We start from the raw sequence: 25,221 nt of genomic DNA, 5'->3' as shown, positions 1-25,221 counted from the left end.
TTCGCGGGCAAGCCCGCCCCCACAGAGAGGGTGCAGCATCTGAAACCTGTGGTGTCTCTGTGGGGACGGGCTTGCCCGAGAATGGGCTGCAAAGCAGCCCCTCCAAGCCTCAGCGGTAACGCTCGAGCCAGTGCGCATACGGTGCCGGCAAGGTCCAGGACGCTTTTTCCACCCCCAGTTCCTTGGCCGCAAAGTAAGCCCAGTGCGGGTCGGCCAGGTGCGCGCGCCCTACCGAAACCAGATCCAGCTGGTTGGCCTGCAATGCGGCCTCCGCCAACTGCGGCGTACCAAAGCCCCACGCCGACGTCACGGGCAGCTTCGCTTCGCGGCGCACGCGCTCGGCAATCGGCCCCATGAACGCTGGCCCCCAGGGGATGTTGGTGTCGGGAATGGTGAAGCCGACACTCACGCTCAGCAGGTCGAGCCCACCGGCCTTGAAGCGACGGGCCAGTTCGATCGACTCTTCCAGGGTCTGCTCATCGCGGCCATCATATTCCAACACACCAAAGCGCGCGGTCAGCGGCAGGTTCTCCGGCCACACTTCGCGCACGGCGGCCAGTGTTTCCAGCAGGAAGCGGCTGCGGTTGTCGAAGCTGCCACCGTAGGCATCGGTGCGCTTGTTGGAGTGCTCGGAGAAGAAACTCTGGCCCAGGTAGCCATGGGCAAAGTGCAGTTCGATCCACTCGAAGCCAGCATCACGCGCACGGCGGGCGGCATCGACGAAGTCCTGCTTGACCCGGGCGATATCGTCCAGCGTCATTTCCCGTGGCACTTTCGGCAGATGCGCGCCAAAGGCAATGGCAGACGGGGCAATGGTTTCCCAGCCGCGCGTGTCGTCGGCGGCAATGTGGTCATCACCCTCCCACGGGCGGTTGGCGCTGGCCTTGCGCCCGGCGTGGGCAATCTGGATACCCGGCACGGAACCGGCAGCCTTGATGGCCTGCACCACCGGTACGAACGCCTGAGCGTGGGCATCGCTCCAGATACCGGCGCAACCGGGGGTGATACGCCCTTCCGGCGCCACAGCAGTGGCTTCGACCACCAGCAAACCCGCACCACCACGGGCCAGCCCGGCCAGGTGCACATGGTGCCAGTCGTTGATCATGCCGTCTTCGGCCATGTATTGGCACATTGGCGGAATGGCAATGCGGTTTCGCAGGGTGACGTCTTTGAGGGTGTAGGGTTCGAACAGTGCGGACATGGGAAACTCCGGGTTCATTTGATTACTGTTGTTCGATCATAATCGAACTATGGCAATTAATGAAACCCCCGTTATCATGTCAACCATGCGAGCCTATAAACATCCCAACCCCGAAGACCTTATCCTTGAACGCCTGCTCTATGCGCTCAGCGACCCCGTGCGCCTGGAAATCGTCCGCCACCTGGCCGGCGTGGCCGAGGCCAGCTGTGGCGAGCTGGACGGAGGTCGGCCGAAATCAAGCATGTCCCACCACTTCCGTGTGTTGCGTGATGCAGGGCTGGTGCAAACCCGCAATGTCGGGACTACCCATATGAATTCGCTGCGTAGCGAGATGCTGGATAAGCGGTTCCCGGGGTTGCTGGAGTGCATACTGCGCCAGCAGTGATACCTGTGCAGGCCTCTTCGCGGGTGAACCCGCTCCTACCAGGGATGGCGATAAGCCTGAGGGTTGCGCTGGGCTTGGCAACAAAAAAGCCACGAGGTCTCCCCCCGTGGCTTTCTTTCACAACAATGGCCGATTACAGCGCCATGTCGTTCTCAGGCTTGCTCTCGACCGGCTTGCTTGCCGCGCCACCGAATTCAACGCTGGCGTCGATCACCGGCGGTTTCCCCAGCTGCAGCACTTCAGCGGTGTAGTTCCACTCTTTCTGGGTGGCCGCTGCCGAATCGTTCAGCTTGGTGCCGTAGCTGGGCACGATTTCCTTGATCTTGGCCTGCCACTCTGGGGTAGCGACCTTCTCCTTGAACACCGTTTCCAGCACGTGCAGCATGATCGGCGCAGCAGTCGAAGCACCCGGCGAGGCACCCAGCAGGCCAGCGATGGTGCGGTCTTCGGACGCCACCACTTCAGTGCCCAGCTTCAGCACGCCGCCCTTCTCGGCATCACGTTTGATGATTTGCACGCGCTGGCCGGCCTGCCACAGGCGCCATTCTTCTTTCTTGGCGTTCGGGAAGTAGGCGCGCAGGGCCTCGAAACGGTCATCGTCAGACAGCATCAGCTGGCCAGCGAGATACTCGACCAGAGGGTACTGGTCGATACCGACTTTGGTCATCGGCCACACGTTGTGGGTGGTGGTGCTGCTCAGCAGGTCCAGGTACGAGCCGTTCTTCAGGAACTTGGTCGAGAAGGTGGCGAACGGGCCAAACAGGATCACGCGCTTGCCATCCAGCACACGGGTGTCCAGGTGCGGGACCGACATGGGTGGCGCACCGGTCGAGGCGATACCATAGGCCTTGGCCATGTGCTGCATGGCCACGGTCGGGTTCTCGGTCACCAGGAACGAACCGCCCACCGGGAAGCCTGCGTATTCCTTGGCTTCAGGAATACCCGACTTCTGCAGCAGCTTCAATGCGCCGCCGCCGGCACCGATGAACAGGAACTTGGCGTCGGTGGCCGACTCGGTGCCGTCCTTCAGGTTCTTGTATTCGACGTGCCAGGAGCCGTCCTTGTTGCGGGTAATGTCCTGCACTTCGCTGGACAGCTTCAGGTCGAAGCCTTTCTGGGTCTGCAGGTGGCCGACGAACTGACGGGTGATCTCGCCAAAGTTGACGTCGGTGCCGATTGGCGTCCAGGTCACGGCCAGCTTCTGGTTCGGGTCGCGGCCTTCCATCATCAGCGGGACCCACTTGGCGATCTGCGCGTGGTCCTCGGAGTACTGCATCGGGCGGAACAGCGGGCTGGTCTGCAGTGCGTCGTAACGTTTCTTGAGGAACTTGATGTTGTCATCGCCCCACACGAAGCTCATGTGCGGTGTGGTGTTGATGAACGAGTGCGGGTTCTTCAGTACGCCCTGGCGGACCTGCCACGACCAGAACTGGCGGGAGATCTGGAAGGCTTCGTTGATTTCGATGGCCTTGGAGATGTTGACGTTGCCGTCTTTGTCTTCCGGGGTGTAGTTCAGCTCGGCCAGCGCGGAGTGGCCGGTACCGGCGTTGTTCCAGCCATTGGAGCTTTCTTCGGCCACGCCATCCAGGCGCTCGACCATTTCCATCGACCAGCTTGGCTCCAGCTCGTGCAGCCACACGGCCAGGGTGGAGCTCATGATGCCGCCGCCGACCAGCAGCACGTCTACTTTCTTGGTTTCTGCAGCGTGCGCTTGCATGACGCTTGCAGCGACCGCCAGACCCAGCAAGGTCTTGCCAGCTTTCTTGAACATTGATCATTTCCAGTCAGGAGAACAGAGTGAGGGCCTGTGGCTGGCCCCGGTAAAGCGTGTTCTTCAGCGCAGGCTTGTTGTTGATCATTGTTCAGCAGCCAGAGAACCAGAAAACGACTCGGCCTTTAGTCGAATTGACCGACAAGGCTGAATCGTTTTTCCGATTGTATCTGAAATGCCAGCACAAACAAATTGCAGGCCGGAGCGTCAAGGCGACCGGTTGCCCCAGCGGCAGAATGTCACGCCAAAAAACAAAAACCCCCGGCCATGTACATGACCGGGGGTCTTGGATCACGCCGCAAGCGTCGCGATCAGGGTACCGCCAAGATTACTGCTGCTGAGGCAGTTTATCGATCGGGCCGCAGCCACCGATGATCTTGGAGATGGAAACCGAAGGGTGGAACAGGTAGTCGTAGGTGCAGTTTTTCGGTTGGTTGTAAACCTGGCCAGTGCAACCCGACAGCAGGGCAACACCCGATACGACAGCAACGGCTACGGTGGCCTTGAACAGCTTTTTCATTACTCAGTCCTTTAAATGAATCATCTTCGACCATCGTCTGATGGCGGCAGAATGATACAGAACCCAGGCAATGGATCCAAGTCACAAAGTGCAATGACTCGTTGCAGGCGAGCAACAAAAAGCCCAGCTACGTAGGGCCCCTTAGAGTGCGAAACTAACGCAGTGCAATAATTGACAGAGGTACCATTTTCGACCCAGACCATTCATCTTCGCTGGCAAAGACGCCGAGTGCCCCGCCCGCCGATACCAGCGCCAGCCATTTTTCGCCGGGGTACTGGAAAGTTCGTTCGAACTTCATTTCACGCATTCCTTCGTGAAAAAATCGAGAATTTTTCACGCACCAGGCTTGGATAACAAACCGCTTTTTTAGCGGCCATTTTGACAGCCGACGATTTAGCGCTGTGGCAACTTCGCAGTCATCTATCAACGAATAGTCGGCGTCCTGCTCGTGGCTTGTCAGTCCGCGCAAGCCAATCCCGCCAGTCCGGGTCCGCCCGTGTTGCAGGGCATGATCCATGAAAAATGGAGGCGGCGCAGAATCAGGTCGAGACGGCCTTCTTGCAATTGCAGATGTAGGCACATTTATCGGCGTAGCTGCGCACTTTGTACTTACGCACCTTCATGCTGCCTCAAGGTCACCCTGCACACTTCCAGGCGGGCGCGCGCCCCGTGCATGAGCGACCTTGCGTTACGATGGGCCTCAACTTGCTTACATATCAAATGCTGACGGCAGAACGATCATGTCCCGAATGGTCACGTTGCGCGGGCGGGTGAGCATATACATCACCGCATCCGCGATGTCGTCGGGCTCGATCAGGCTGCCGCTCTCCTTGGCCTTGCGCAGGTTTTCTTCCGGCCAATCGGCCAGCAGGGCGCTGCTGACCGGGCCAGGCGAAACCGCCCCCACGCGGATACCATGGTGCTTTACCTGCCGCCGCACAGTCTGCACAAAGCCGTTGACCGCCCACTTGGAGGCCGAGTACACCGGTTCCCAGGGCACCGGGAAATGGCCCGCCACCGAACCGGTCACCACAATGTCACCCTGGCCGCGATCGATCATGTGCGGCAGCACATCATGCACGTTCCTGACCACGGCATTGATATTGAGATTCAGCATGCGGTCGATGGCTGCCATGTCGTTTTCAACGAACTCCCCGCCCACATAGCAGCCAGCATTGGCATGCAGGATATCGAGCTGGCCGGCAACTGCCAGGATGCCCGGCATCAGGGTCGCGCAGCTGTCAGGGACGAGCAGATCGATCACCAACGGCATGGCAGCCTCACCCAACTGCTCACAGGCCCTGGCGAGTAATTGCTCGTCACGGTCAACCATAACCACCCTGGCCCCTGCTGCCACCATCGCAGTGGCGCTTGCCAGGCCTATTCCGGATGCAGCACCGGTCACGGCCGCCACTTTACCCTGCAGGTGCATTCCCATCAGGCATCTCCCCGCGCCCGCTCAAGGGCGCTGTTGTCATTATTATGTAGACGTTTACATGCAGCATCACATGCGTGCCGCCATATCTGATGCCAGGGTGCATAGATATGTCAACGTCTACATTTGCATCGAAATATGTAGGCATGTCTGGCCTGCGGGGTCAGAGCAGCAACTGGCCTTCGATTATCTGACTCTGTGGTGACAGCGAAGGGTCATCTATCTGGTCCAGCAACATGTTGATTGCTCCAATCCCCAGTTTCGCGCTGCTATGGCTGATGCAAGGGATAGGTTGGCCGTAGATTTCGGCATAGCGCACCTGGTCAATGCTGAACAGCGCAATGTCGTCGCGGCTCAAGCCCAATTCGCGCATTGCCTGCAGCGCGCCCAGGGTCATCAGCGCGTTCAGGCCGAAAATGACATCGGGCCACTTGCCGCTCTGCAGGTAGTTGCGCACCGCGTCCCGGGCCGGCGCCTGGACGAAGTCGCCGTGCACAACCTCCAGAACGGTCGGTTCTGGCCACTGTTCCAGTGCCCGACGGATCCCGGCAAGGCGCGACAAGGAGATATTGGAGCGTTGCGGCCCGGCCACTACCAGCAGCCGGCGCAAGCCCTGTGCGAGCAGCGCCCGAGCGCCCTGGTAACCACTTTGCTCGTTGTCCAGGTACACGCCGGCGAATGGGGCGCCAGTCAGCTGACGGTCGATCTGCACCACCGGAATCGACGACATCACCAGCTTGGGCAGGTAGCTTGGCTGGTAGGTATCATCATCGCTGATAGCCGACAGGATCAGCCCCGCCACCTGATAGCTGAGCAGCGTATCGATCGCCCGCGCCTCCAGCTCTTCGGAGCCATCGGTATCGAACAACATCAAGGTGTAGTCGCGCTTCTTCGCCTCGCGCGTGATCGCCTTGATGATTTCACCGTAAAACGGGTTCTCCAGGCTTGCCGTCACCAGGCCGACCAACCGGCTTTCACGGTTCTTGAGGTTGCGGGCAAAGGCATTGGGCACGTAGTTGAGCTCGCGAGCCACTTTCAGTATCTGCTCTAACGTCTCCTTCTTGACCTTCTCCGGCTGGTTGAGCGCACGCGAGACCGTGACGGTGGTCATGTTCACACGCTTGGCGATGTCGGTGATGGTGGCTTTGACTGGTCTGGTCATGAACGCTCGGAAAGTGGCGAAGGCGCGGGTACGTTGATGACCGGATTTTCGCCGATTCGGGGCCAACCGACAAATCGCAGCAGATTGTAGGAGAAAAGATGCTGTGTTAGCTTCCGCAATGTAAACGTTAACATTGCACTGCCCAACGCTTGATCAGCCTGTCATTGAGCAAGATCCGGCTGATCTGCTTTTGCAATGCTGACAATCACCAAAACCCAACAGACCAACAACAAGGGTGTACGCATGGATTACGTGATCGGTGTCGACATCGGCACGCAGAGTACCAAGGCACTGCTGATGTCAACGCAGGGAGAAGTGCAGGCCCAGGCATCAGCCAGCTATCAGGTGGAGCAGCCCCGCCCGTTGTGGGCACAGCAATGGCCACAAGTATGGCTGGATGCGGTGTACGACACGGTAGCCGCCAGCGTCCGCCAAAGCCAGGTGCCAGCAGCCCGGGTCAAGGCCATTTGCATCAGCAGCCTCTACGGTGGCTCGGGCATCCCGGTAGACGCCGGCATCGAGCCTCTGCACCCCTGCCTGATCTGGATGGACCGGCGGGCTATCGCCGAGGCCGAATGGGTGCGTAGCCACCTGGACGTCGAACAACTGGCGCGCATCACCGGCAACGGCGTTGACAGCTATTACGTCTACACGAAGATGCTCTGGATCAAGCGCAACCTGCCAGAGGTCTGGAGCAGGACCCGCTACTTGCTGCCTCCCAACAGCTATGTGCAATACCATCTGACCGGCGAACTGGCGGTGGACCACAGTTCTGCAGGCAATATCGGTGGCATCTATGACCTGGCGGCACGCGCCTGGTCGCCCGACATGATGGAAGCACTGGGCATCGACCCCGCGCTCATGCCACAACGCCTGGTGGCGCCCGGGCAAATCATCGGCCACCTGCTTCCGGCGGCAGCGCAGCGGTTGGGGCTGCTGCCTGGCACGGCGGTGGTCGCTGGCGGTGTCGATGCGGCGATGGCAACGCTGGCAGCCGGGGTGGTTGCCCCGGGCAACCATGTGGCGATGCTGGGCACCAGCATGTGCTGGGGCTTTATCAAACAGCACAGCGATGCAAGCCCGGGCCTGATCAACATGCCTTATGTGCACGAAACCGCCACCACCACCTACAGCTTTGGCGGTGCAATTACTGCAGGCGCTGCAATCAGCTGGTTCCGTGAGCAGTTCTGTACCGAGGAAAAGCAGGCGGCGGCCCTGGCACCCGGCGTCGAGGTGCACCAGTTGATCGAACGGGAGGCTGCCAAGACTCCCGCAGGTGCAGAAGGCCTGCTGTTTTTGCCGTACCTCATGGGCGAGCGCACCCCTATCTGGGACGCCAGGGCCTCGGGTGCCTATGTCGGCCTGTCGCTGTTCCATCACAAGGCCCATCTGTACCGCGCGGTCCTCGAAGGCCTGGCCTTTGCATTGCGCCACAACATGCAACAAGGCGGTGATGCGGGGTGCAACCTTGACCCGCAACTGATCGTGGTAGGCGGTGGCACGGCATCAGACCTGTGGATGCAAATCATCGCCGATGTTACCGGGTATGACGTGTTCACCATCGAAGAGCAAGTGGAAGCACCTTTAGGCGGCGCCGTCCTCGCGGCCATGGCAATAGGCGCGGTCGAAAATGTCGAGGTCATCCGCCAGTGGCGCACCCTGCGCCTGAGGGCCCGACCAGACCCTGCGAACACAGCCTTGTATGACCAGATGTTTGCCCATTACTGCGCTTCCTATGACGCATTGAAACCGATCATGCATCGCCTGGCCGACCTGGCAAGGCAGCAGCTAGCACCTGCGCCTGCCACCCTGTCACGCACCGCCCAGCCACTTGCCGACTGAGATCAATCACAAGAGAGATGCCAACATGTCCACATGGCTTAGCCAGCTGAAGCAACACAGCACAGTGGTCGCCGACACCGGCGATGTCCAGGCGGTACGCCGTTTCGCGCCGCAGGATGCCACCACTAACCCTTCATTGGTGCTCAAGGCCATGAAGTCGGGCCAGTACGACACCTTGCTCGAAGACCTGTGCACCACTGCCGTCGCCTCCGGCTTGCCCACACCGGAGGCGATCGAATATGTCTGTGACCGCCTGGTGGTAGCCTTGGGCTGCAGCTTGATGCAGTACGTCCCAGGCCGGGTATCGAGTGAGGTAGACGCAAGGCTGTCGTTCGACACACAGGCAAGCATGATGAAAGCCCGGCGGTTGACCGCACTGTATGAGGCCGCCGGCGTCTCACGCGACCGCATCCTGATAAAGCTGGCGGCAACCTGGGAAGGTATCCGCGCGGCGGCTGAACTGGAGCGCGAGGGTATTCAGTGCAATCTGACGCTGATCTTCAGCCTGGCCCAGGCCCGCACGTGTGCGGAAGCCGGGGTGTTCCTGATTTCGCCATTCGTGGGCCGGGTACTGGATTGGCATCGCCAGGCCCTGCCTGAAACAACGTTCGTGCCAGCACAGGAGCCGGGGGTCGGGTTGGTCATGGCCTGTCAGCACTTCATGCGCCGCCACGGTTACGCGACATCGGTGATGGCGGCGAGCTTTCGCAACGTGGGGGAAATCGTTGCGCTGGCAGGATGCGATCGGCTGACGATCAGCCCGGCACTGCTTGAGGAGCTGGCTGGCACCGAGGGTAGTCTACCGGCTGCCCTCGTCGAAAACGCAGAATGCGAGACGCCGCCAGCACCACTGAGCGAGGCTGATTTTCGCTGGCAAATGAATGAGGACGCGATGGCGACCGAAAAGCTGGCTGAAGGGATACGCGGCTTCACCCACGATCAGCGGGCGCTGGAGGCAATTGTTGGGAAACGTTTCGGGGGATGAGGATGGGTGCTCACCCAGTTGCCTGAGCCAACCTGAAAGCGGGGCAATGCCCTCGGCAATGTATGGTCGCCGAGGGCTTTGCTCATCAGCCATCAACCGTCAATTGGTTTCCAGCTGATACGCCTTGCTCACGAACAACGCCGCAAACAGGCTCTTGCCTTCCTTGAAGGTGTACTGCTCTTCGAACTTGCCTTCCTCGACCAACTTCTGCCCGATGGCACATTCCGAGTCACTGTGGTTCTTGCCCTTGGAGCCAAAATCACTGCTCCACGATGACAGCCCAACCTCCTGGCAGAAAGCTGCGAACTTCGCCTTGGGGACTTGCTGCTGGTAATCGCTGAAAGCCTCTTTCAGCGGTTTGAAGCCGCTGTAGCTCACCGAGTAGTTCTCGACCTTTGCCTTGCGCGCAAAACCACTCACTGTTTCGGCCAATACCGACTGGCCGGTGTAAGGGCTGTATGCCCCGATCAGCATGGCACTGAGCGCACTCTTGAGCTGGGTTTCGACATCGTCCAGCTCCGGCAGCGACTGGAAGTCGGCCTTGCGCACGATCTCACCTACCTTGGAGCCATCGTTACGGTGGGTCACGACAAACGCCATCGAGCCTTCACCGTCACTGGAGCGCTTGATGGTGAAGTCCAGGTCAACCGTGGTGCCAAAATCGCCCGTACTGCTGACCAGAAACGCGCCAGTCACCGGCTGGCGGACCGCCATGTTGGCCCCCCAGGCGAACCCCGACTCAGTGGCCCGGCCATTGGCGGTCAGCTCTGCACGCGGCTGGATCTCGTCGCTGACATCAGCCACCAGAACCACTTCGGCGCCCTTGCTGGCAACGAACGGGTTGGCCATCTGCATGCCGAGCAACTGGATGTGAATGGTACCGTCCTTGCTGTCACCGTCGTGAGACAGCTTCAGCGCATCGGCTTTCAGGTATATGCCGGCAACATTACGGCTGACGTTGAGCTGGTACTTGGCCCAACCCGCCAGGCCTTCTTCCGTCGAACTGCCGCGAACCGATTCCATCAAGCCTGACAGGCCGCGCATGAACTGTTGGGCGCCGTTGGTCTGCGCCGCAGTGACACGGATCTCAGGCTCGGCGACGGTCAGGTTGCCCGAGAACGCCGAGTAGGAAATGTCACCCTCAGAGAGTACATCCTCAAGGAAGTAACGCTCCTTGAAGTCGTCGTAGTAGGCCAGCGCAGCCTTCTTGCCCGAGCTGGAGACCATCGCATAGCCACCGCCGAGCACCAGCACCGCCGCGGCCACACCGCCAATCAGCAGCTGCTTCTTGTTCATCTGTTTGATCATGGTGTTTGCCTCACTGGACCATCGCGGAAGCGTTGTTCCAGTCGTTCACGTACTTTTGGGAGACCTCGGGGGTCCAGCTGAAATCGATACCGGCGTTGGGGAATTCCTTGGCCAGTACGGCACCGAACGACACGCGGTCGGCACAGTGGTCCTGCTTGCAAGCCTCGGGCTCACCCACGCTGTAGGCCCGGTAGGTAGGCACGGCACGGCCATCGTCCAGCGGGTAGTACGGCGTGGCGTTGGCCACCTGGGTCACGTACCAGCCTTCGCTGTATTCCTCGTCCGCAACCAGACGGCCCTTGCTCGGGAAGTCGATGGTGTAGAAGTCGCCCTGCGTGCCGGTAACGTGCACCATCATCGGCGTCACGCTGGCCGAGGTCGCAGGGTTTTGCTGCTCCAATGGCGAAGCGAAGCGCACCTTGATGCCGGCCATTTGTGCCAGCGCCTCGGTTTCACGCCCCTTGAAGTCGCTCATGCCATCCTGCAACTGCTGGTAACGCTCCAGTACGCGGGTATGCACGCGGGCCAGTTCCTGTTGGCGCTGACGCTCTTCACTCACCCGCCGCTGCTCACGCTGAACCGCCCAGTTCGTACCCTCGCGCACATCGAAGAACAGGCCCTGACGGTTGATGCCGATGCGGTTGCGGGTAATCTTCTGCGCGTCATTGCCCCAGATGTTGTTCGAGATCGCCGACAGGTCCTTGACGATGAACAGGGTGGCCACATCAGTGGTGGTCGGCGAGGTGGTCTTGATCAGGTCGAAGATTTCCAGCGCGGCTTCCTTGTACTTGGCCGCGTCCAGGGCAAACGACTCGTCCGGGGTGACCACCACGTAGTACGGGTCGCTGCCGAACGGGCGCAGTACGCCGTAGCTGGAACGGCTGAAGGTCAGGTACACCTTCATCTGCCGGCCGGGGATTTCGCCCACCAGGAACGCGGCTTGGTCAGCTTGCGCGGTGAGGTAGGAAACAGCCTTGTTCTTCACCGCAGGCTCGAGGTTCCTGATGAAGATCAGGCCGCTCGGGTGCGCGTAGACGCGGTTCCAGTTATCACCCCGGTAGGTGCCCACGGCCTTCCAGCTGATTTTTTCGAAGCTGCCTTCGCCAAAGCCGGAGGCCGGGCACGGCATGGCCGGGGTGGTGCCGAACGACAGGGTGTCGCCGTCGCCGATGATCGACTTGCTGAGCACCCATTTGCAGCCGGCGCCGTCCGTTACCTGCATCAGGTTGCGGTTTTCCAGGACCACCGAGCGGCCGAAGTCCGAGGCGGGGGCTGCTGCTACTGCTGTGGCAGGTGCCGGGACAGGCGGCACAGCAGGGGCTGGTGCCGGGGCTTCGGCGGCCGGCGCAGGGGCCGGTTCTGCAGCTACGGCTGGGGCAGGCGCGGGTGCCGGGGTAGCTTCTGCTTTCGCGGGTGCGGCTTCAACTACCGCCGGGGCTGGCTCAGCAGCAGGGGCTGAAGCCGCTGCAGCAGCAACCGGTGCTTCTGGCTGCACAGGTGCCGGCACTGGCGCAGGTGCTGCAACCGGCGCAGGGGCAACTGCAGCAGGCGCGGCCGCCAGGGTGACCAGCCCCAAGTTGCTGGCATTGCCCGAGCCGCTGGCGTACAGGTTGCCCTTGGCATCGACCGCCTTCCAGTTCACCTTGGCAGTGGAGCAGTCCTTGGCGAACACGAACGGCAGCTTGGTCAGCAGGCCAGACAGCAGTTCCTGGTTGTCCCACGCCGGGCGGGTGATGGTCAGGTCGACCTGGGGCTTGCACCAGCTGGTGGCATCCCCAGGCACTTCGACCTTGATGTTGTCTTTCTTGGAAAAGGCCAGCTCATGGGCGAACGCCTGCGGTACCAGACCACAAGCGCCGATCACTGCCAGCGCGAGCGCGTGCTTTTTCATGGAGTTCCTCAGATCAGTTCCCAGGTGCCATTGGCTTGTTTGCAGAAGGTGTTCTGCTCTTGCTCAGTCTTGCCGCTTTGCGATTTCAGGCTGACGGTGACAGGGCGGCAGGCCGCTTCGGCGGCAACTGTCTGGGTCGGCAGCGACTGCACCGAGTCCAGGTCGAAGCCTTGGGTTTCCTTGCTGGCAGCAACGTCCAGCTCGTCCAGGTTCACCGCCGGGGTCACGCGCTTGGCCACGGCCTGGGCCTTGGGCTCGACGTAGTTCTTGTGCACATAGCCAACGGTCACACCCTTGCGCCCGACCAGGATCCAGTCACCGGTGGAGCCCACGGCAGTGAATTCGGTGTGATTCTTCAGGCTGCCGACCTTCTCGCCAGTCTGATTGGGCGCGGCGCGCACATTGAGGTTGTCGCTGGTGGTCACATACGGCTCGTTGATCAGCTTCATCGACGGCACCGCCTGGATCTTCGGCGCGCGCTTGACCTCAACCTGCTTGGTCTTGGTGTACTCCTTGCCCGGCACGATCTGCGCGGTGGCGCCGGAGTGGTCGGACTTCCAGGTCACTGGCTGGGCACTGGCAGTGGTTTGCTGCTGGCTCAGCACTTCCTGCGTACGCAGCGCCAGGGCTTGCTGGTCCTTTTCATCGAGCATGTGGCCGATGCGGTTGCCCACGTAGGCGCCAATGCCACCTGCGATCAGCGCGGCGGCGATCTTGCCGTTGCCACTGCCCATGGTCGAGCCGATGGCCACACCGGCCAGGCCACCGATCACGGTGCCCGCTTGCTCTTTGCTGATCCCGAGCTGTGCACAGGCCGTGGTAGAGGCGATGGCGACCGCCAGAAGGGACGCGACGAATTTCTTACGCAAGTGGAGCACTCCATTTTCGGTGGGGCGCACAGCCGCGTACCGCAGCCAATGGTTGGCGGCAGCATTCAAAGTTGTGCGGGGTTTTCAGAAAGTGTGCAGCACTGGCCGCAGACGACAATTCAGCCGTCCAGCGATGGGCGCAGGGGGAGACCAGTACGGCGCAAAGCATCCAACGAATCCATGTCAGGAAGAGTTCATCGCCCAGCGCGCGTAATCATTACGGCGTGTGGCCTGGGCGTGAGTGGCGTATCAGAGGGCCGCATTGTAGCCCAAGGTGCCATTGGCAGTTCAAGACAAAATGTTGCAGGAAGCCTGTCTGATTGATTAGTAGAAATCCGTCCTACAACTTGTACTCAGAATTATCCCCTTCCTTGTAGGGCGTTTCCCAAACATACTGCCAACCCGCTCAAACGGTTGCGACGGATTCGGTCGCGCTCTAGTCTCGGCTCGTCGTTGTGAAATCAGCGACCGGCTTTGACAGGCCGACTACTCAAGTTTCCGTTGCAGCGCTTAATGGCAGCTGTGCATGGGGCACATTCGTGTGCGCCGGGTCCTTGGGTACCGGTCTGTCAACCCATGTATAGCTGCCTCCATTCGTTTGACAGCGTTGCCAGGCGGCTCCACTACCCAAGGAGCTTACATGCGCAAGACAGTCCCCGATCCACCCTACTCCCCCCATTCCACCCAGATCCTGCAAGACACCCTGATCCAGTCCTCAGAGTACGTGCTCTGCGCCCTGTCCGTGGCCCGCCAATCCGTGCAACTCAAACCTACCGCCCACAGCTCGATCGTGATGCAGGCCGTGATCCATGAAATGGAAGCAGTACAGGGGCTGGTCGAGTCGGCGTTGATGCAGTTGCAGATGCGGCCGCATTTACCCACAGAGCCTTACACCTTGCATTAGCAGGTCAGGCCTCTTCGCGGGCACGCCCGCTCCCACAGGGTCATCACAGCCGTCACGCACTGCACAGTACCTGTGGGAGCGGGCGTGCCCGCGAAGAGGCCAGCCCAGGCAACCCAGAATCCAGGGAAACAAAACAATGCCCACCGACAACACGACAGAACCCACCACAGTTGGCAAGACCTGCTTCTACCAAGGCGAAAACAACACCCACCCGCTGTTCCGCATCGAACCCGGCATCCCCTGCCAGGACGCCCGCGAGCAGGCTTCCGAACTGATGGGTTACGTGCGCGACCTGATAATCACCGGCCTGATGGACGGCGACCAGAAACTGATCTGGGCCTCGCATTACCTGAGCGCAATGGCCAAGGCGCTGTTGGATGATGCTGAGTTGGGGATGATGAAAAAGTAAGTACGAGGAAGCCCTGGAAACGCAAAATATCCCGGGGCTTCACCGATTGCATCATGTCGCAAGCGCACCTAAGCGAGCCCCCACGCTGACAGCTGGAGTGCGACATTCTCTACCGCCATGTAGTCCATTTCCCAAACGCTCAGCAAACCCGCGCTATCCGTTGCCAGCGCTCCGCTCGCGCCCTAGCCTCATCACGTCGCGGCCAAACCAAGCGCCGACGATGGGAGGCGAACATCGCTGCAGGCGTATACACCCGTTGCGTAATGGGCAACCCACTCCGTTTATAGAGCCGCAGGCCCACTCGGCCGCTCACTCATCGACAAGGAGTAGCCAGTAGGCTACATTCAATGCATGCCGAATCAGATAGACACAACGTCTGAATTTGACGATTGGCTAGATGGCCTAAAAGATCCAATTGGCAGAGGTGCTGTTTCCTTGAGGATTGCCCGAGCAGAAAACGATTGCTTCGGTGATATCGAATCCGTTGGCGAGGGTATCAGTGAGATGCGCGTATTTGTAGGCCCCGGATATCGAATCTACTTCGTTCGAACGGGCTTAATCCGCTACCTGATGCTCTACGGTAGCGATAAAACAGATCAACGCAGAGCCATCAAACGAGCAAAGGAAATTTTTGATGCTTTACGAGGTAAAAAATGATGAGCAAAAAAATTTCGCCGCAAGACATGCCAATCCTTGATCTGGATTTGAGCAAAACAAGACGCTTCGAGGCCTCCCGGTTTCTCGACAGCCCGGAAACCATCGCGGCATTTCTGGCAGAAGCGATGAAGGCTAATGACGCTCAGACCCTGATGCATGCATTGGGTGAAGTGGCAAAAGCCAAGGGCGTGAATCAGTTTGCGCAAGACGCAGGGGTCAATCGAGAGTCTCTTTATAAAACGCTGAAGGGCGGAGAAAAGACCCGTTTCGCTACTATTCAAAAACTGATGGTTGCCTTAGGTGTAGAGCTCACGGTCAGGCCGCTCGAGAAGCTTCCGGGCTCTTGATTTAACCGCTCGGGCAATTAGCATGCTGGCTGTAAATCTTTGCCTTCCATAACGAAAAAGCCCCCGGAAGCTTTCGCTTCCAGGGGCTTGATCTTGTATGGCGGAGAGATAGGGATTTGAACCCTAGGTACTGTTGCCAGTACAACGGATTTCGAATCCGTCCCGTTCGACCACTCCGGCATCTCTCCAATGCCGCGCATCATACCAGCGTTCTTTTAAAACGCAAATCTTTTTTTCAAAAAAACCGCGTGGTATCAGGCGCTTGCGTGAACGCGCCGCTTACAGCGGCACGCCCAGGCGCTTGGCAACTTCTTCGTAGGCTTCGATCACGTCGCCCAGGCCCTGGCGGAAGCGGTCCTTGTCCATCTTCTTGCGGGTTTCTTTGTCCCACAGGCGGCAGCCGTCCGGGCTGAACTCGTCGCCCAGCACGATCTGGCCGTGGAATACGCCGAACTCCAGCTTGAAGTCGACCAGCAGCAGGCCGGCGTCATCGAACAGCTTGGTCAGCACTTCGTTGACCTTCAACGACAGCTTCTTCATTTCTACCAGTTGCTCGGCGGTGCCCCAGCCGAACGCGACAACGTGGGATTCGTTGATGAAGGGGTCGCCCTTCTCGTCGTTCTTCAGGAACAGCTCGAAGGTGGACGGCTCCAGCTTGATGCCCTCCTCCACGCCCAGGCGCTTGACCAGGCTGCCGGCAGCGTAGTTACGCACCACGCACTCGACCGGGATCATGTCCAGCTTCTTCACCAGGCACTCGTTGTCGCCCAGCAGCTTGTCGAACTGGGTCGGCACGCCGGCTTCTTCCAGTTTCTGCATGATGAAGGCGTTGAACTTGTTGTTCACCATGCCTTTGCGGTCGAGTTGTTCGATACGCTTGCCGTCGAACGCCGAAGTGTCGTTACGGAACAGCAGGATCAAGCGGTCGGCGTCGTCGGTCTTGTAAACCGATTTGGCCTTGCCGCGGTAAAGTTCTTCGCGTTTTTCCATGATTGGGCTCCGCTTGCTTGAGGTGTTGGGCTAGGCGATTTCGCGCCAGTCGAGCCCGTGTTCCTGATTCGCCACCTGGAGCCAGTCCGGGTCGCACCCAAGGGTGTCGACGAAGCACTGGCGGGCCAAGTGTGGCAGGTTGTTCTTGCTGCTGAGGTGGGCCAGCACCAGGTGTTGCAGGTTGTTCCAGCCCAACTCTTGCACCAGGCGCGCGGCCTGGTGGTTGTTCAAATGCCCTTGCATGCCACCCACCCGCCGCTTCAAAAAGGCCGGATAGTGACCGCGTGCCAACAGGTCGCGGCAGTGGTTGGCCTCGATCAGCAGTGCATCCAGGCCCTGGTAACGCTCCAACAGCAGCGCGTCGTACGAACCCAGGTCAGTGAGCATGCCAAAACGCCGCTGACCATCGCTGACCACGTACTGCAATGGCTCGTAAGCATCGTGCTCGACCCGCGCTGCGGTTACTTCCAGGCTGCCGACGCGCAGGCTTTGGCCACAAGCGAGAAAACCGGCCACCTCCACCGGCTTACGCATGCCGCGCAAGGTCCCTTGGCTGAGGTAGACCGGTACATTGTAGCGCCGTGACAGCAAGCCGACGCCATGCACGTGGTCGGCATGTTCGTGGGTGACCAGTACCGCACTGAGCTGGGCCGCCGACACGCCGAGCAGCGCCAGGCGCCGCTCGGTTTCGCGCAGGGAAAAGCCGCAATCGACCAGGATGAACGTGTCACCACTGGCGATCAGCGTGCCGTTCCCTTGGCTGCCGCTTCCGAGTACCGCGAAGCGCACTTAGCCCAGGTGGTCCTGAATGGCGCTCAGCACGCGGCGGGCGACATCGGCCGGAGCCACGGTGTTGATGTTTTTCTCGACCGTGACCTGCACGCTCTCACCCACCTTGCTCAGACGAACCTGGTAACGCTCGGCACGGGCTTCACGCTCTTCCTTGGTCGGCTCGCTGCCGAACAGGCGGCTGAAGAAGCCAGGCTGGTTCTGCTTGTCGTCAGGCTTTTCGGACAGGTTGATGTAGTACAGGCCCAGGCTGCGGTTGATGTCTTCAACACGCCATTCGCCACCCTGCTCCAGGGCACGGCCTACGCCAGACCAGGCGCGGTCCAGGTCAGAGCCCAGGTACAGCACCGGGTTGCCGCTGCCGTCTTCGCTCAGGCTGACGCGGCTTGGGGCGTCGAAATCGCGCGCGGCCAGCAGCGACACCGAACCACCCTTCTCGGCGCTGCGGTTCATGCTGGCAAGCATTTCGTCGACCAGCAGGGCATCGGTGCCGATATTGCTGGAGGTGGACGGGAACGCAGGATCGGCAGTGCTGCCCGCCGGGCGCTCGACGCTGACCACATACACCTCGGAGGTGTTGCGCTGCACGCCAGGCTCCATGCGCACACGCACACGCACCTCGCTGTCACCGCTGCTGGCAGTGCTGGCCAGACGCTGGCCAAGCGATGCCGACAGCTCATCGAAACGCTGCCAGGTTGTATTGAACTCACCTGTCTGCGGGCGCTCTTCAGCAATGCGGAAGCCGTTGTCCTCGAAGAACTGCCGGGCTACCGGCCACACTTCGGCTGGCGAATGCTGGGCCAGTACCCAGCGGCTGCTGCCGCTGCGCTGCAGGCTGTAGTCGGTAACCTGGGCGGCACCGCCAGTCAGCGGTTGCGGGCGAGGCACTTCGAACTCACCCTTGACGTTATCGTCAGCGACGTTACGCGGAATCGGCAGCAGCGGGTCAAGGCGCTTGACGTTGCTGGCGTCCGGCGGCAGTTGCATCGGCGCGGTCGGGTGGGCCTGCAGGTAGTCACTGCCGCGGTCGCGGAAATAGCCATCCTCGCCCCACAGCCAGCCACACCCGCTGGTGCTGGAGATAATCAGGGCAAGGGCGGAAAGACCAGCCAGTCGCTTCATGCGGTGTACTTCCTCTTAAACCAGTACGCCGGACTGGCGCAAGGCAGTACGGACTTTTTCGTGGCAGCCTTCGCTCAGCCAGGTCAGGGGCAGGCGAATACCTTTTTGCATCAGGCCCATTTCGACGAGCGCCCATTTCACCGGGATCGGGTTGGACTCGCAGAACAGGTCTTTGTGCAGCGGCATGAGTTTTTCGTTGATTGCGCGGGCCTTCTCGGCATTGCCCTCAAGGGCGGCCTCGCACAGGTCGGCCATTTCGCGCGGAGCGACGTTGGCGGTGACGGAGATGTTGCCCTTGCCACCCATCAGGATCAGCTCGACGGCAGTCGGATCGTCGCCGGACATGACGATGAAGTCCTTGCTGACGCCATCGAGGATGGCCTTGGCGCGGGCCAGGTCGCCAGTTGCTTCCTTGATGCCGATGATGTTCGGCACGGTCGACAGGCGGATCACGGTCTCGGCCTGCATGTCGCAGGAGGTACGGCCGGGAACGTTGTAGAGGATCTGCGGGATGTCGACGGCTTCGGCAATGTGCTTGAAGTGCTGGTACAGGCCTTCTTGCGTTGGCTTGTTGTAGTACGGCACAACCAGCAGGCATGCGTCGGCGCCAGCATTCTTGGCGTTCTGGGTCAGGTGCACGGCTTCGGCGGTGGAGTTGGCACCGGTGCCGGCGATGACCGGAATCGGTTTGGCGCTGCGTTTGACGCGCTCGACCACGTGCTTGATGACCAGGATGTGTTCTTCGACATCCAGCGTGGCCGACTCACCGGTGGTGCCGACAGCGACGATCGCATGGGTGCCGTTTTCCAGGTGGAAGTCTACAAGTTTGTCGAGGCTGCCCCAGTCAACACGCCCTTGTGCATCCATGGGTGTGACCAATGCCACCATACTGCCCGCAATCATGTAACTGCTCCTGCCGGAAAAAGAGAGCGGTAATGGTACTGGGGGCATCGACCTTGCACAAGCGAAGCAGGCGGGTGGAGCATTCCCCTCGGCGGCTTATTTCGCTACCCTTGACCCTTTGATCGGTGCAGCGCGGCCCGCCGGGCCGTCGACCTTGCTCCCCGCCAGCGTCCAAGACCTCGCATGCGAGCCCCGGGCCCTGCCGACAGGAGGCTTTTGCCCGTCCTGTGCCGACCGCTCATCGCTTTAGGAATGCTGCATGTCCACCCCCACCGTCCGCGAACAATTCCTTGTCATCAGTGCCCTGGGCCCGAACCCCATGGAGCTGGCCAACGTCCTCAGCCGCGCTGCCTTTGAAAACCGCTGCGCGGTGGTCACCTCGCGCCTGAGCCGCCACGGCGAGACCAGCGCCCTGGTGCTGCAGGTGGGCGGCAGCTGGGACGCCCTGGCACGTCTCGAATCCACCCTGCCAGGCCTGGGCAAGAAACACGGCCTGACGCTCGACGTGGTCCGCAGCGCCGACCAGGAAGTGCGCCCGCAGGCCCTTCCATATGTGGCCTACGTCAGCGCTGCCTACCGCCCGGACATCATCAACGAGCTGTGCCAGTTCTTCCTCGACCACCGCGTCGAGCTGGAAGCCATGACCTGCGACACCTACCTGGCGCCGCAAACCGGTAGCAGCATGCTCAACGCCCAGTTCACCGTGATTCTGCCGGCCGGCACGCAGATCAGCTGGCTACGCGACCAGTTCCTGGACTTTGCCGATGCCCTGAACCTCGACGCACTGATCGAGCCATGGCGTCCACAGAACCCAATGTAAGGAAACCGATCATGGCTGTAGCACTCGACCAACCTGTTGCCGACTTCCAGGCCCAGGCCACCAGCGGGCAAACCGTCAGCCTTGCCGAACTCAAGGGCCAGCAGGTGGTGGTGTACTTCTACCCCAAGGACAGCACACCAGGCTGCACCACCGAGGGCCAGGGCTTCCGCGACCAGCACGATGCCTTCACCGCAGCCAACACCGTGGTATTCGGTGTATCGCGCGATGGCATCAAGTCACACGAAAACTTCAAGGCCAAGCAAGGCTTCCCGTTCGAGCTGATCAGCGACAAGGACGAGGCCCTGTGCCAGCTGTTCGATGTGATCAAGCTGAAGAAGCTGTATGGCAAGGAGTACATGGGCGTTGACCGCAGCACCTTCCTGATCGACAAGGACGGTGTGCTGCGCCAGGAATGGCGCGGGGTGAAGGTGCCCGGGCATGTGGATGCAGTTCTGGCTGCTGCTCAGACCTTGAACAAGGCTTGAAATTGAATGGGGCTGCCTTGCAGCCCTTCGCGGGCACGCCCGCTCCCACAGGAATTGTGCAGGGCCCAGTGGGAGCGGGCATGCCCGCGAAGGACCGCAGAGCGGCCCCAATTACCTTCAAAGCATCGGTGAAACGCTAGGCTCCTGCTTGGGCCACGCATCCAGCACGGCCTTGATCAGCGTCGCCAGCGGGATGGCGAAAAATATCCCCCAGAACCCCCATAGCCCGCCAAACAGCAGCACTGCACAAATAATCGCCACCGGGTGCAGGCTCACCGCTTCAGAGAACAGCAGCGGCACCAGCACATTGCCATCCAGCGCCTGAATGATCGCGTACACCGTCATCAGGTAGATGAACTGGTCGCCCCAGCCCCACTGGAACAGCGCAATCAAGGTGACCGGCACAGTCACGACCACTGCGCCCACGTAAGGCACCACCACCGACAGCCCCACCAGCAACGCCAATAGCGCTGCGTAGTTGAGCCCCAGGCTGATGAAGGCAATGTAAGTGGCAATGCCGCAGATCAAGATCTCGATGCCCTTGCCGCGGATGTAGTTGGCGATCTGCCGGTTCATCTCGCTGCCCACCCGGCTCAGCAAGGTGCGCTGGCGCGGCAGGTAGCCGCTGACCCAGCGGCCAATGAGTTCGCGATCCTTCAGGAAGAAGAACACCAGAATCGGCACCAGCACCAGATAGATCATGGCATTGACCAGCAGTGGCAGGCTGGACAGCGAGAAGGTCAGCGCCCATTGACCAAATTTGCCAATTTCACCGCGCACCGACTCGATGGCGTGCAGCACCTGCTCGTCCGACACCAGGTGCGGATACCGCTCCGGCAGCAGCAACAACAACGACTGCCACTTGCCGAGCATCCCCGGCAGCTCGTTGAACAGCGTAATCAGCTGGTGCCACAGCAGCGGCACCAGCACCAGCATGAACACCGCCAGCGCCCCCATGAACAGGGCGAACACCAGCATCACTGCCAGCCGTGTTGGTACCCGCACGCGCTCCAGCGCGTTGACCAGCCCCTGCATCAGAAACGCCAGCACCATGCCCGCCAGCACCGGCGCGAGCATGCCGCCCAGGGTGAGCACTGCGGTAAACGCCAGGAACAACAGGACCGCCAGCACCACCGCTTCCTCATCGGAGAAGTAGCGCTGCACCCAGTCGCGAAAGACTTTGAACATTGACGATCCTTGGAAAAGACTCAGGCCTTGCGCAGCCAGTAAGTGTAGGTACCGGCCTCGGCCGTTTCATGCAGTAGGGTATGACCGGCCAGCTGGGCGAAAGTGCGGAAGTCGCGCTGGGAGCCTGCGTCAGTGGCGATTACCTTGAGCACCGCGCCACTGGCCAGGCGATTGAGCTCCATCTTGGCCTTGAGCAGTGGCAAAGGGCAATTCAGCCCGCTGGCGTCCAGTTCGGCGTCGCAGGTCAGGGTGTTACTCATCGCAGGGTCTCCAAAGGCATCGCCAGGCTGCTTCTTGGCATGGCTGGCTAGGATAGCGCCACTGGTCGTCAACGTGTGAGCCCGCTACAGTAGGTATCTTTGATCCGACGCGAGCTTCATGCATGAATCTACTGCGCCCTACCCTGCTGACGCTGGCCTGCCTGATGGCCCTTCCCGGCCATGCTGACGACCTGCCATCACTGGGTGATGCCAGTTCTGCGATCGTCTCGCCGCAACAGGAGCACCAACTGGGCCGTGCCTGGCTCAGCCTGCTGCGCGGCCAGGTCAATCAGCTCAACGACCCTCAGCTCAAGGACTACGTCGAAACCAGCGTTTACAAGCTGGCCGAAACCAGCCAACTGCAGGACCGGCGCCTGGAGTTCATCCTGATCGACAGCCGCGAGCTCAACGCCTTCGCCGCCCCGGGTGGCATTGTCGGGGTCAACGGTGGTCTGTTCCTCAACGCCCAGACCGAGGGCGAATATGCCTCAGTACTGGCCCACGAACTGGCGCACTTGTCGCAACGCCACTTCGCGCGTGGCGTCGAGGCCCAGCAGCGCATGCAGTTGCCGATGATGGCGGCGCTGCTGGCCGGCATCGTGCTGGCCGCAGGTGGCGCCGGCGATGCGGGCATCGGCATGATTGCCGGCACCCAGGCAGCAGCCATTCAGGAACAGCGGCGCTTCTCGCGCCAGAACGAACAGGAAGCCGACCGCATCGGTATCCAGAACCTGGAAAAGGCCGGCTACGATCCACGCAACATGCCGACCATGTTCGAGCGCCTGGCACGCCAGTACCGGTATGACGCCAAACCGCCGGAATTCCTGCTGACCCACCCGGTGACCGAATCACGTATTGCCGACACCCGTAACCGCGCCGACCAGGCGCCCAAGGGTGGCATTGAAGACAGCATGCGCTACCAACTGATCCGCGCCCGGGTGGCACTGATCTACGAGGGCACACCGGGGCTTGCCGCCAAACGCTTCCGTGCCCAACTGGACGAAGACCCAAAGCTGGACGCTGCACGTTATGGCCTGGCCTTGGCGCAGATCAAGGGTGGGCGATTGAACGAGGCGCGTGAAATGCTCAAGCCGCTGCTGGCCAAGGCGCCCAACGACATCACCTACAACCTGGCACAGATCGACCTGGACATCACCAACAACCGCCTGGCCGACGCCCAGCAGCGGGCCGAGCGGATGCAGGGGCTGTACCCGGGCAACTACCCGTTGAAACAGGTACGTGCCGACCTGCTGGTGAAACAGAACAAGCCGGCCGAGGCCGAGAAGGTGTTGAACGAGCTGGTCAAGAGCCGCCCGGATGACCCGGATGTGTGGTACGACATGGCTGAAGTGCGGGGCTTGTCGGGCAATACCATCGGCTTGCACCGGGCACGGGCCGAGTACTTCACACTGGTCGGCGACTTTGACCAGGCAATCCAGCAGCTGGATTACGCCAAGCGCCGGGCGGGTGGGAATTTCCCGCTGGCCTCACAGATTGACCAACGCCAGCGCGAGATCATGGAGCAGCGGCGCATGGTTCAGGAAATGATGGGGCGCTGAAGGCGATTCGCGGGCTTGCCCGCTCCCACAGGTACTCCACCGCCTTGGTAAACGGTGCAATATCTGTGGGAGCGGGTGAGCCCGCGAAGAGTATGACGCGGTCTGGCGTCAGGCATTACCAGACAGCTTCAGCCGCGCCGCCTGGGTAAAGTCCAGCATGCGATTCAGCGGCTTGATCGCCTTGGGCACCAGCGCCGGGTCGACAAAAATTTCGTTGGTGCCGTTACGCAGGCAATCCAGCACCCGCTCCAGGGTGTTCATCGCCATCCACGGGCAGTGCGCGCAACTGCGGCATGCCGCGCCGTTGCCGGCGGTGGGGGCTTCGACGAATTCCTTGTCCGGGCACAGCTGCTGCATCTTGTAGAAGATGCCGCGGTCGGTGGCGACGATGAAGGTTTTGTTCGGCAGGGTCTGGGCAGCCTTGATCAGCTGACTAGTGGAACCCACCGCGTCGGCCAACTCGATCACCGCTTCCGGCGACTCGGGGTGCACCAGGATCGCAGCATCCGGGTACAGCGCCTTCATGTCGGCCAACTGGCGCGACTTGAACTCTTCGTGAACGATGCAGGCACCGTCCCACAGCAGCATGTCGGCACCAGTCTGCTTCTGGATGTAACGGCCCAGGTGCTGGTCCGGGCCCCAGATGATGGTTTCGCCGTTGTCCATCAGGCTTTCGACAATTTCCAGCGCGCAGCTCGAGGTCACTACCCAGTCGGCGCGTGCCTTCACCGCTGCGGACGTGTTGGCGTAGACCACCACGGTACGTTCAGGGTGCTGGTCGCAGAAGGCCGAGAACTCTTCTACCGGGCAGCCCAGGTCGAGCGAGCAGGTGGCCTCCAGGGTCGGCATTAGCACGCGCTTTTCCGGGGTGAGGATTTTTGCCGTCTCGCCCATGAAGCGCACACCGGCCACGATGACCGTTTCGGCAGGGTGATTCTTGCCGAAACGGGCCATTTCCAAAGAGTCGGATACACAGCCGCCGGTTTCTTCAGCCAGCGCCTGGATGACCGGGTCGCAGTAATAGTGGGCAACCAGCACGGCATTCTGGGCCTTGAGCTCGGCAGCGATGGCCGCACGGTATTCGGCCTCCTGCTCGGCTGTCAGCGGGTTGGGCTGCTTGGCGTCGAGGTGGGCCTGAACCAAAAGGCGTTCGGAAATCTGGGTCATGATCGCTGGACCTGCAGGCGCGCTTGCGCGTCAAATCGAGTGTATCACCCGGCCCTGGCAGATCGGCTAAGGGTGCCGGACGGCACACTGACCGCCACGGCCCTCTGCGGGCGCGGATTATTATCGGAGGCCGAAGGCTACAGACAATCCAGCGATTACTAAAGTGGTTTTTGTGTTGCCTGTGCTGGCCTCTTCGCGGGTAAACCCGCTCCTACACTGTGAAATCCTTGTAGGAGCGGGTTCACCCGCGAA

The 25,221-nt window shown here is 60.9% G+C and carries 26 protein-coding genes and 1 tRNA gene; 10 read left to right on the top strand and 17 right to left on the bottom strand.

Annotated features, from left to right (window positions below; genetic code table 11):
• Nucleotides 1-109: 109 nt before the first annotated feature.
• Nucleotides 110-1,201 carry a xenobiotic reductase XenA gene (xenA, locus tag INQ47_RS18410; RefSeq protein ID WP_021783355.1) on the bottom strand — a complete coding sequence of 364 codons (1,092 nt, stop codon included), beginning with the start codon at nt 1,199-1,201 and terminating at the stop codon, nt 110-112.
• Nucleotides 1,202-1,250: 49 nt separating this feature from the next.
• Here xenA and INQ47_RS18405 point away from each other — a divergent pair, with 49 nt between their 5' ends.
• The gene (locus INQ47_RS18405) at nt 1,251-1,586 is read left to right on the top strand and encodes a helix-turn-helix transcriptional regulator (RefSeq protein WP_021783354.1); all 336 of its coding nucleotides are present in this window, start codon (nt 1,251-1,253) and stop codon (nt 1,584-1,586) included.
• A 133-nt stretch (nt 1,587-1,719) separates the two neighbouring features.
• Here INQ47_RS18405 and mqo read toward each other — a convergent pair whose 3' ends face one another.
• The 5 genes from mqo to INQ47_RS18380 all read right to left on the bottom strand — a co-directional run bounded on the left by mqo (nt 1,720) and on the right by INQ47_RS18380 (nt 6,474).
• Nucleotides 1,720-3,357 (bottom strand): malate dehydrogenase (quinone), encoded by a 1,638-nt coding sequence (gene mqo, locus INQ47_RS18400; RefSeq protein ID WP_252459655.1) that lies wholly within the window; start codon nt 3,355-3,357, stop codon nt 1,720-1,722.
• Between the two features lie 328 nt (nt 3,358-3,685).
• A complete protein-coding gene (locus INQ47_RS18395) occupies nt 3,686-3,877 on the bottom strand; it encodes a YhfL family protein (RefSeq protein ID WP_003254720.1) in 192 nt (63 codons plus the stop codon).
• A 154-nt stretch (nt 3,878-4,031) separates the two neighbouring features.
• On the bottom strand, nt 4,032-4,175 hold the full coding sequence (locus INQ47_RS18390; protein WP_404702276.1) for a hypothetical protein: 144 nt from the start codon (nt 4,173-4,175) through the stop codon (nt 4,032-4,034).
• A 411-nt stretch (nt 4,176-4,586) separates the two neighbouring features.
• Nucleotides 4,587-5,315, bottom strand: coding sequence for an SDR family oxidoreductase (locus INQ47_RS18385; RefSeq protein WP_252459653.1), 729 nt, complete (start codon nt 5,313-5,315; stop codon nt 4,587-4,589).
• Nucleotides 5,316-5,475: 160 nt separating this feature from the next.
• Nucleotides 5,476-6,474 (bottom strand): LacI family DNA-binding transcriptional regulator, encoded by a 999-nt coding sequence (locus INQ47_RS18380; RefSeq protein ID WP_209967569.1) that lies wholly within the window; start codon nt 6,472-6,474, stop codon nt 5,476-5,478.
• A gap of 243 nt (nt 6,475-6,717) precedes the next feature.
• Here INQ47_RS18380 and INQ47_RS18375 point away from each other — a divergent pair, with 243 nt between their 5' ends.
• Complete coding sequence (locus INQ47_RS18375) at nt 6,718-8,316, top strand: FGGY-family carbohydrate kinase (protein WP_404702288.1); 1,599 nt, start codon at nt 6,718-6,720, stop codon at nt 8,314-8,316.
• Nucleotides 8,317-8,341: 25 nt separating this feature from the next.
• Entirely contained in the window at nt 8,342-9,301 is a 960-nt protein-coding gene (gene tal, locus INQ47_RS18370) for a transaldolase (RefSeq protein WP_404702275.1), read from the top strand.
• 99 nt (nt 9,302-9,400) lie between these two features.
• On the opposite strand, the gene INQ47_RS18365 is transcribed toward tal, so the two are convergent.
• From INQ47_RS18365 to INQ47_RS18355, 3 genes are read right to left on the bottom strand one after another with little or no spacing between them, the layout of a single operon-like run.
• Entirely contained in the window at nt 9,401-10,609 is a 1,209-nt protein-coding gene (locus INQ47_RS18365; protein WP_392460375.1) for a hypothetical protein, read from the bottom strand.
• 10 nt (nt 10,610-10,619) lie between these two features.
• A complete protein-coding gene (locus INQ47_RS18360; protein ID WP_404702274.1) occupies nt 10,620-12,500 on the bottom strand; it encodes a hypothetical protein in 1,881 nt (626 codons plus the stop codon).
• 8 nt (nt 12,501-12,508) lie between these two features.
• Nucleotides 12,509-13,369: an SH3 domain-containing protein gene (locus INQ47_RS18355; RefSeq protein ID WP_252459649.1), complete on the bottom strand. Its 861-nt coding sequence runs from the start codon at nt 13,367-13,369 to the stop codon at nt 12,509-12,511.
• Between the two features lie 640 nt (nt 13,370-14,009).
• Here INQ47_RS18355 and INQ47_RS18350 point away from each other — a divergent pair.
• From INQ47_RS18350 to INQ47_RS18335, 4 genes are all read left to right on the top strand, one after another.
• Nucleotides 14,010-14,273 (top strand): hypothetical protein, encoded by a 264-nt coding sequence (locus tag INQ47_RS18350; RefSeq protein WP_252459648.1) that lies wholly within the window; start codon nt 14,010-14,012, stop codon nt 14,271-14,273.
• Between the two features lie 136 nt (nt 14,274-14,409).
• A complete protein-coding gene (locus tag INQ47_RS18345) occupies nt 14,410-14,682 on the top strand; it encodes a DUF3077 domain-containing protein (protein ID WP_012051485.1) in 273 nt (90 codons plus the stop codon).
• 351 nt (nt 14,683-15,033) lie between these two features.
• Nucleotides 15,034-15,339, top strand: a complete 306-nt coding sequence (locus INQ47_RS18340; RefSeq protein ID WP_404702273.1) for a type II toxin-antitoxin system RelE/ParE family toxin — start codon at nt 15,034-15,036, stop codon at nt 15,337-15,339.
• A complete protein-coding gene (locus tag INQ47_RS18335; protein WP_404702272.1) occupies nt 15,336-15,686 on the top strand; it encodes an addiction module antidote protein in 351 nt (116 codons plus the stop codon). Before INQ47_RS18340 ends, INQ47_RS18335 begins: the two co-directional genes overlap by 4 nt.
• A 98-nt stretch (nt 15,687-15,784) precedes the next feature.
• Here the strand turns inward: INQ47_RS18335 and INQ47_RS18330 are convergent.
• The 5 genes from INQ47_RS18330 to dapA form a co-directional block, all read right to left on the bottom strand.
• A tRNA-Ser gene (locus INQ47_RS18330) sits at nt 15,785-15,874 on the bottom strand.
• 91 nt (nt 15,875-15,965) lie between these two features.
• On the bottom strand, nt 15,966-16,676 hold the full coding sequence (gene purC, locus INQ47_RS18325; protein WP_103444794.1) for a phosphoribosylaminoimidazolesuccinocarboxamide synthase: 711 nt from the start codon (nt 16,674-16,676) through the stop codon (nt 15,966-15,968).
• A gap of 30 nt (nt 16,677-16,706) precedes the next feature.
• Nucleotides 16,707-17,465, bottom strand: a complete 759-nt coding sequence (locus tag INQ47_RS18320) for an MBL fold metallo-hydrolase (protein ID WP_401102495.1) — start codon at nt 17,463-17,465, stop codon at nt 16,707-16,709.
• Nucleotides 17,466-18,587 (bottom strand): outer membrane protein assembly factor BamC, encoded by a 1,122-nt coding sequence (gene bamC / locus INQ47_RS18315; RefSeq protein ID WP_252459646.1) that lies wholly within the window; start codon nt 18,585-18,587, stop codon nt 17,466-17,468.
• A 15-nt stretch (nt 18,588-18,602) separates the two neighbouring features.
• On the bottom strand, nt 18,603-19,490 hold the full coding sequence (gene dapA / locus INQ47_RS18310; RefSeq protein ID WP_003254739.1) for a 4-hydroxy-tetrahydrodipicolinate synthase: 888 nt from the start codon (nt 19,488-19,490) through the stop codon (nt 18,603-18,605).
• Nucleotides 19,491-19,749: 259 nt separating this feature from the next.
• Here dapA and INQ47_RS18305 point away from each other — a divergent pair, with 259 nt between their 5' ends.
• Both INQ47_RS18305 and INQ47_RS18300 read left to right on the top strand, forming a co-directional pair.
• Nucleotides 19,750-20,310 carry a glycine cleavage system protein R gene (locus INQ47_RS18305; protein ID WP_003254741.1) on the top strand — a complete coding sequence of 187 codons (561 nt, stop codon included), beginning with the start codon at nt 19,750-19,752 and terminating at the stop codon, nt 20,308-20,310.
• Nucleotides 20,311-20,321: 11 nt separating this feature from the next.
• Nucleotides 20,322-20,795: a peroxiredoxin gene (locus INQ47_RS18300; RefSeq protein WP_176685092.1), complete on the top strand. Its 474-nt coding sequence runs from the start codon at nt 20,322-20,324 to the stop codon at nt 20,793-20,795.
• Between the two features lie 117 nt (nt 20,796-20,912).
• Here the strand turns inward: INQ47_RS18300 and INQ47_RS18295 are convergent, their stop codons facing one another.
• Together INQ47_RS18295 and INQ47_RS18290 are read right to left on the bottom strand one after the other, a co-directional pair.
• Entirely contained in the window at nt 20,913-21,983 is a 1,071-nt protein-coding gene (locus INQ47_RS18295; RefSeq protein WP_021783345.1) for an AI-2E family transporter, read from the bottom strand.
• 20 nt (nt 21,984-22,003) lie between these two features.
• Entirely contained in the window at nt 22,004-22,243 is a 240-nt protein-coding gene (locus INQ47_RS18290; protein ID WP_021783344.1) for a sulfurtransferase TusA family protein, read from the bottom strand.
• A gap of 122 nt (nt 22,244-22,365) precedes the next feature.
• Between INQ47_RS18290 and INQ47_RS18285 the strand changes: the two genes are divergently transcribed.
• On the top strand, nt 22,366-23,802 hold the full coding sequence (locus tag INQ47_RS18285) for a M48 family metalloprotease (protein WP_209967580.1): 1,437 nt from the start codon (nt 22,366-22,368) through the stop codon (nt 23,800-23,802).
• A 108-nt stretch (nt 23,803-23,910) separates the two neighbouring features.
• On the opposite strand, the gene nadA is transcribed toward INQ47_RS18285, so the two are convergent.
• A complete protein-coding gene (gene nadA, locus INQ47_RS18280) occupies nt 23,911-24,969 on the bottom strand; it encodes a quinolinate synthase NadA (RefSeq protein ID WP_003254747.1) in 1,059 nt (352 codons plus the stop codon).
• Nucleotides 24,970-25,221: the final 252 nt, after the last annotated feature.

Source organism: Pseudomonas sp. 3HC3 (assembly GCF_044904505.1).
Lineage (GTDB): Bacteria > Pseudomonadota > Gammaproteobacteria > Pseudomonadales > Pseudomonadaceae > Aquipseudomonas > Aquipseudomonas putida_Y.
Note: the sequence above shows the minus strand (reverse complement) of the source record. Positions and strands in the feature narration are given on the sequence as shown.

Coding starts and splice junctions, on each gene's coding strand:
- mqo (WP_252459655.1), bottom strand. CDS start 3,357: ATGTTCAAGAAAGCTGGCAAGACCTTGCTGGGTCTGGCGGTCGCTGCA.
- INQ47_RS18340 (WP_404702273.1), top strand. CDS start 15,034: ATGCCGAATCAGATAGACACAACGTCTGAATTTGACGATTGGCTAGAT.
- INQ47_RS18350 (WP_252459648.1), top strand. CDS start 14,010: ATGCGCAAGACAGTCCCCGATCCACCCTACTCCCCCCATTCCACCCAG.
- INQ47_RS18375 (WP_404702288.1), top strand. CDS start 6,718: ATGGATTACGTGATCGGTGTCGACATCGGCACGCAGAGTACCAAGGCA.
- INQ47_RS18360 (WP_404702274.1), bottom strand. CDS start 12,500: ATGAAAAAGCACGCGCTCGCGCTGGCAGTGATCGGCGCTTGTGGTCTG.
- purC (WP_103444794.1), bottom strand. CDS start 16,676: ATGGAAAAACGCGAAGAACTTTACCGCGGCAAGGCCAAATCGGTTTAC.
- nadA (WP_003254747.1), bottom strand. CDS start 24,969: ATGACCCAGATTTCCGAACGCCTTTTGGTTCAGGCCCACCTCGACGCC.
- INQ47_RS18300 (WP_176685092.1), top strand. CDS start 20,322: ATGGCTGTAGCACTCGACCAACCTGTTGCCGACTTCCAGGCCCAGGCC.
- xenA (WP_021783355.1), bottom strand. CDS start 1,201: ATGTCCGCACTGTTCGAACCCTACACCCTCAAAGACGTCACCCTGCGA.
- INQ47_RS18380 (WP_209967569.1), bottom strand. CDS start 6,474: ATGACCAGACCAGTCAAAGCCACCATCACCGACATCGCCAAGCGTGTG.
- INQ47_RS18395 (WP_003254720.1), bottom strand. CDS start 3,877: ATGAAAAAGCTGTTCAAGGCCACCGTAGCCGTTGCTGTCGTATCGGGT.
- INQ47_RS18365 (WP_392460375.1), bottom strand. CDS start 10,609: ATGATCAAACAGATGAACAAGAAGCAGCTGCTGATTGGCGGTGTGGCC.
- INQ47_RS18385 (WP_252459653.1), bottom strand. CDS start 5,315: ATGGGAATGCACCTGCAGGGTAAAGTGGCGGCCGTGACCGGTGCTGCA.
- INQ47_RS18335 (WP_404702272.1), top strand. CDS start 15,336: ATGATGAGCAAAAAAATTTCGCCGCAAGACATGCCAATCCTTGATCTG.
- INQ47_RS18345 (WP_012051485.1), top strand. CDS start 14,410: ATGCCCACCGACAACACGACAGAACCCACCACAGTTGGCAAGACCTGC.
- bamC (WP_252459646.1), bottom strand. CDS start 18,587: ATGAAGCGACTGGCTGGTCTTTCCGCCCTTGCCCTGATTATCTCCAGC.
- INQ47_RS18290 (WP_021783344.1), bottom strand. CDS start 22,243: ATGAGTAACACCCTGACCTGCGACGCCGAACTGGACGCCAGCGGGCTG.
- INQ47_RS18405 (WP_021783354.1), top strand. CDS start 1,251: ATGGCAATTAATGAAACCCCCGTTATCATGTCAACCATGCGAGCCTAT.
- tal (WP_404702275.1), top strand. CDS start 8,342: ATGTCCACATGGCTTAGCCAGCTGAAGCAACACAGCACAGTGGTCGCC.
- dapA (WP_003254739.1), bottom strand. CDS start 19,490: ATGATTGCGGGCAGTATGGTGGCATTGGTCACACCCATGGATGCACAA.
- INQ47_RS18285 (WP_209967580.1), top strand. CDS start 22,366: ATGAATCTACTGCGCCCTACCCTGCTGACGCTGGCCTGCCTGATGGCC.
- INQ47_RS18305 (WP_003254741.1), top strand. CDS start 19,750: ATGTCCACCCCCACCGTCCGCGAACAATTCCTTGTCATCAGTGCCCTG.
- INQ47_RS18295 (WP_021783345.1), bottom strand. CDS start 21,983: ATGTTCAAAGTCTTTCGCGACTGGGTGCAGCGCTACTTCTCCGATGAG.
- INQ47_RS18390 (WP_404702276.1), bottom strand. CDS start 4,175: ATGAAGTTCGAACGAACTTTCCAGTACCCCGGCGAAAAATGGCTGGCG.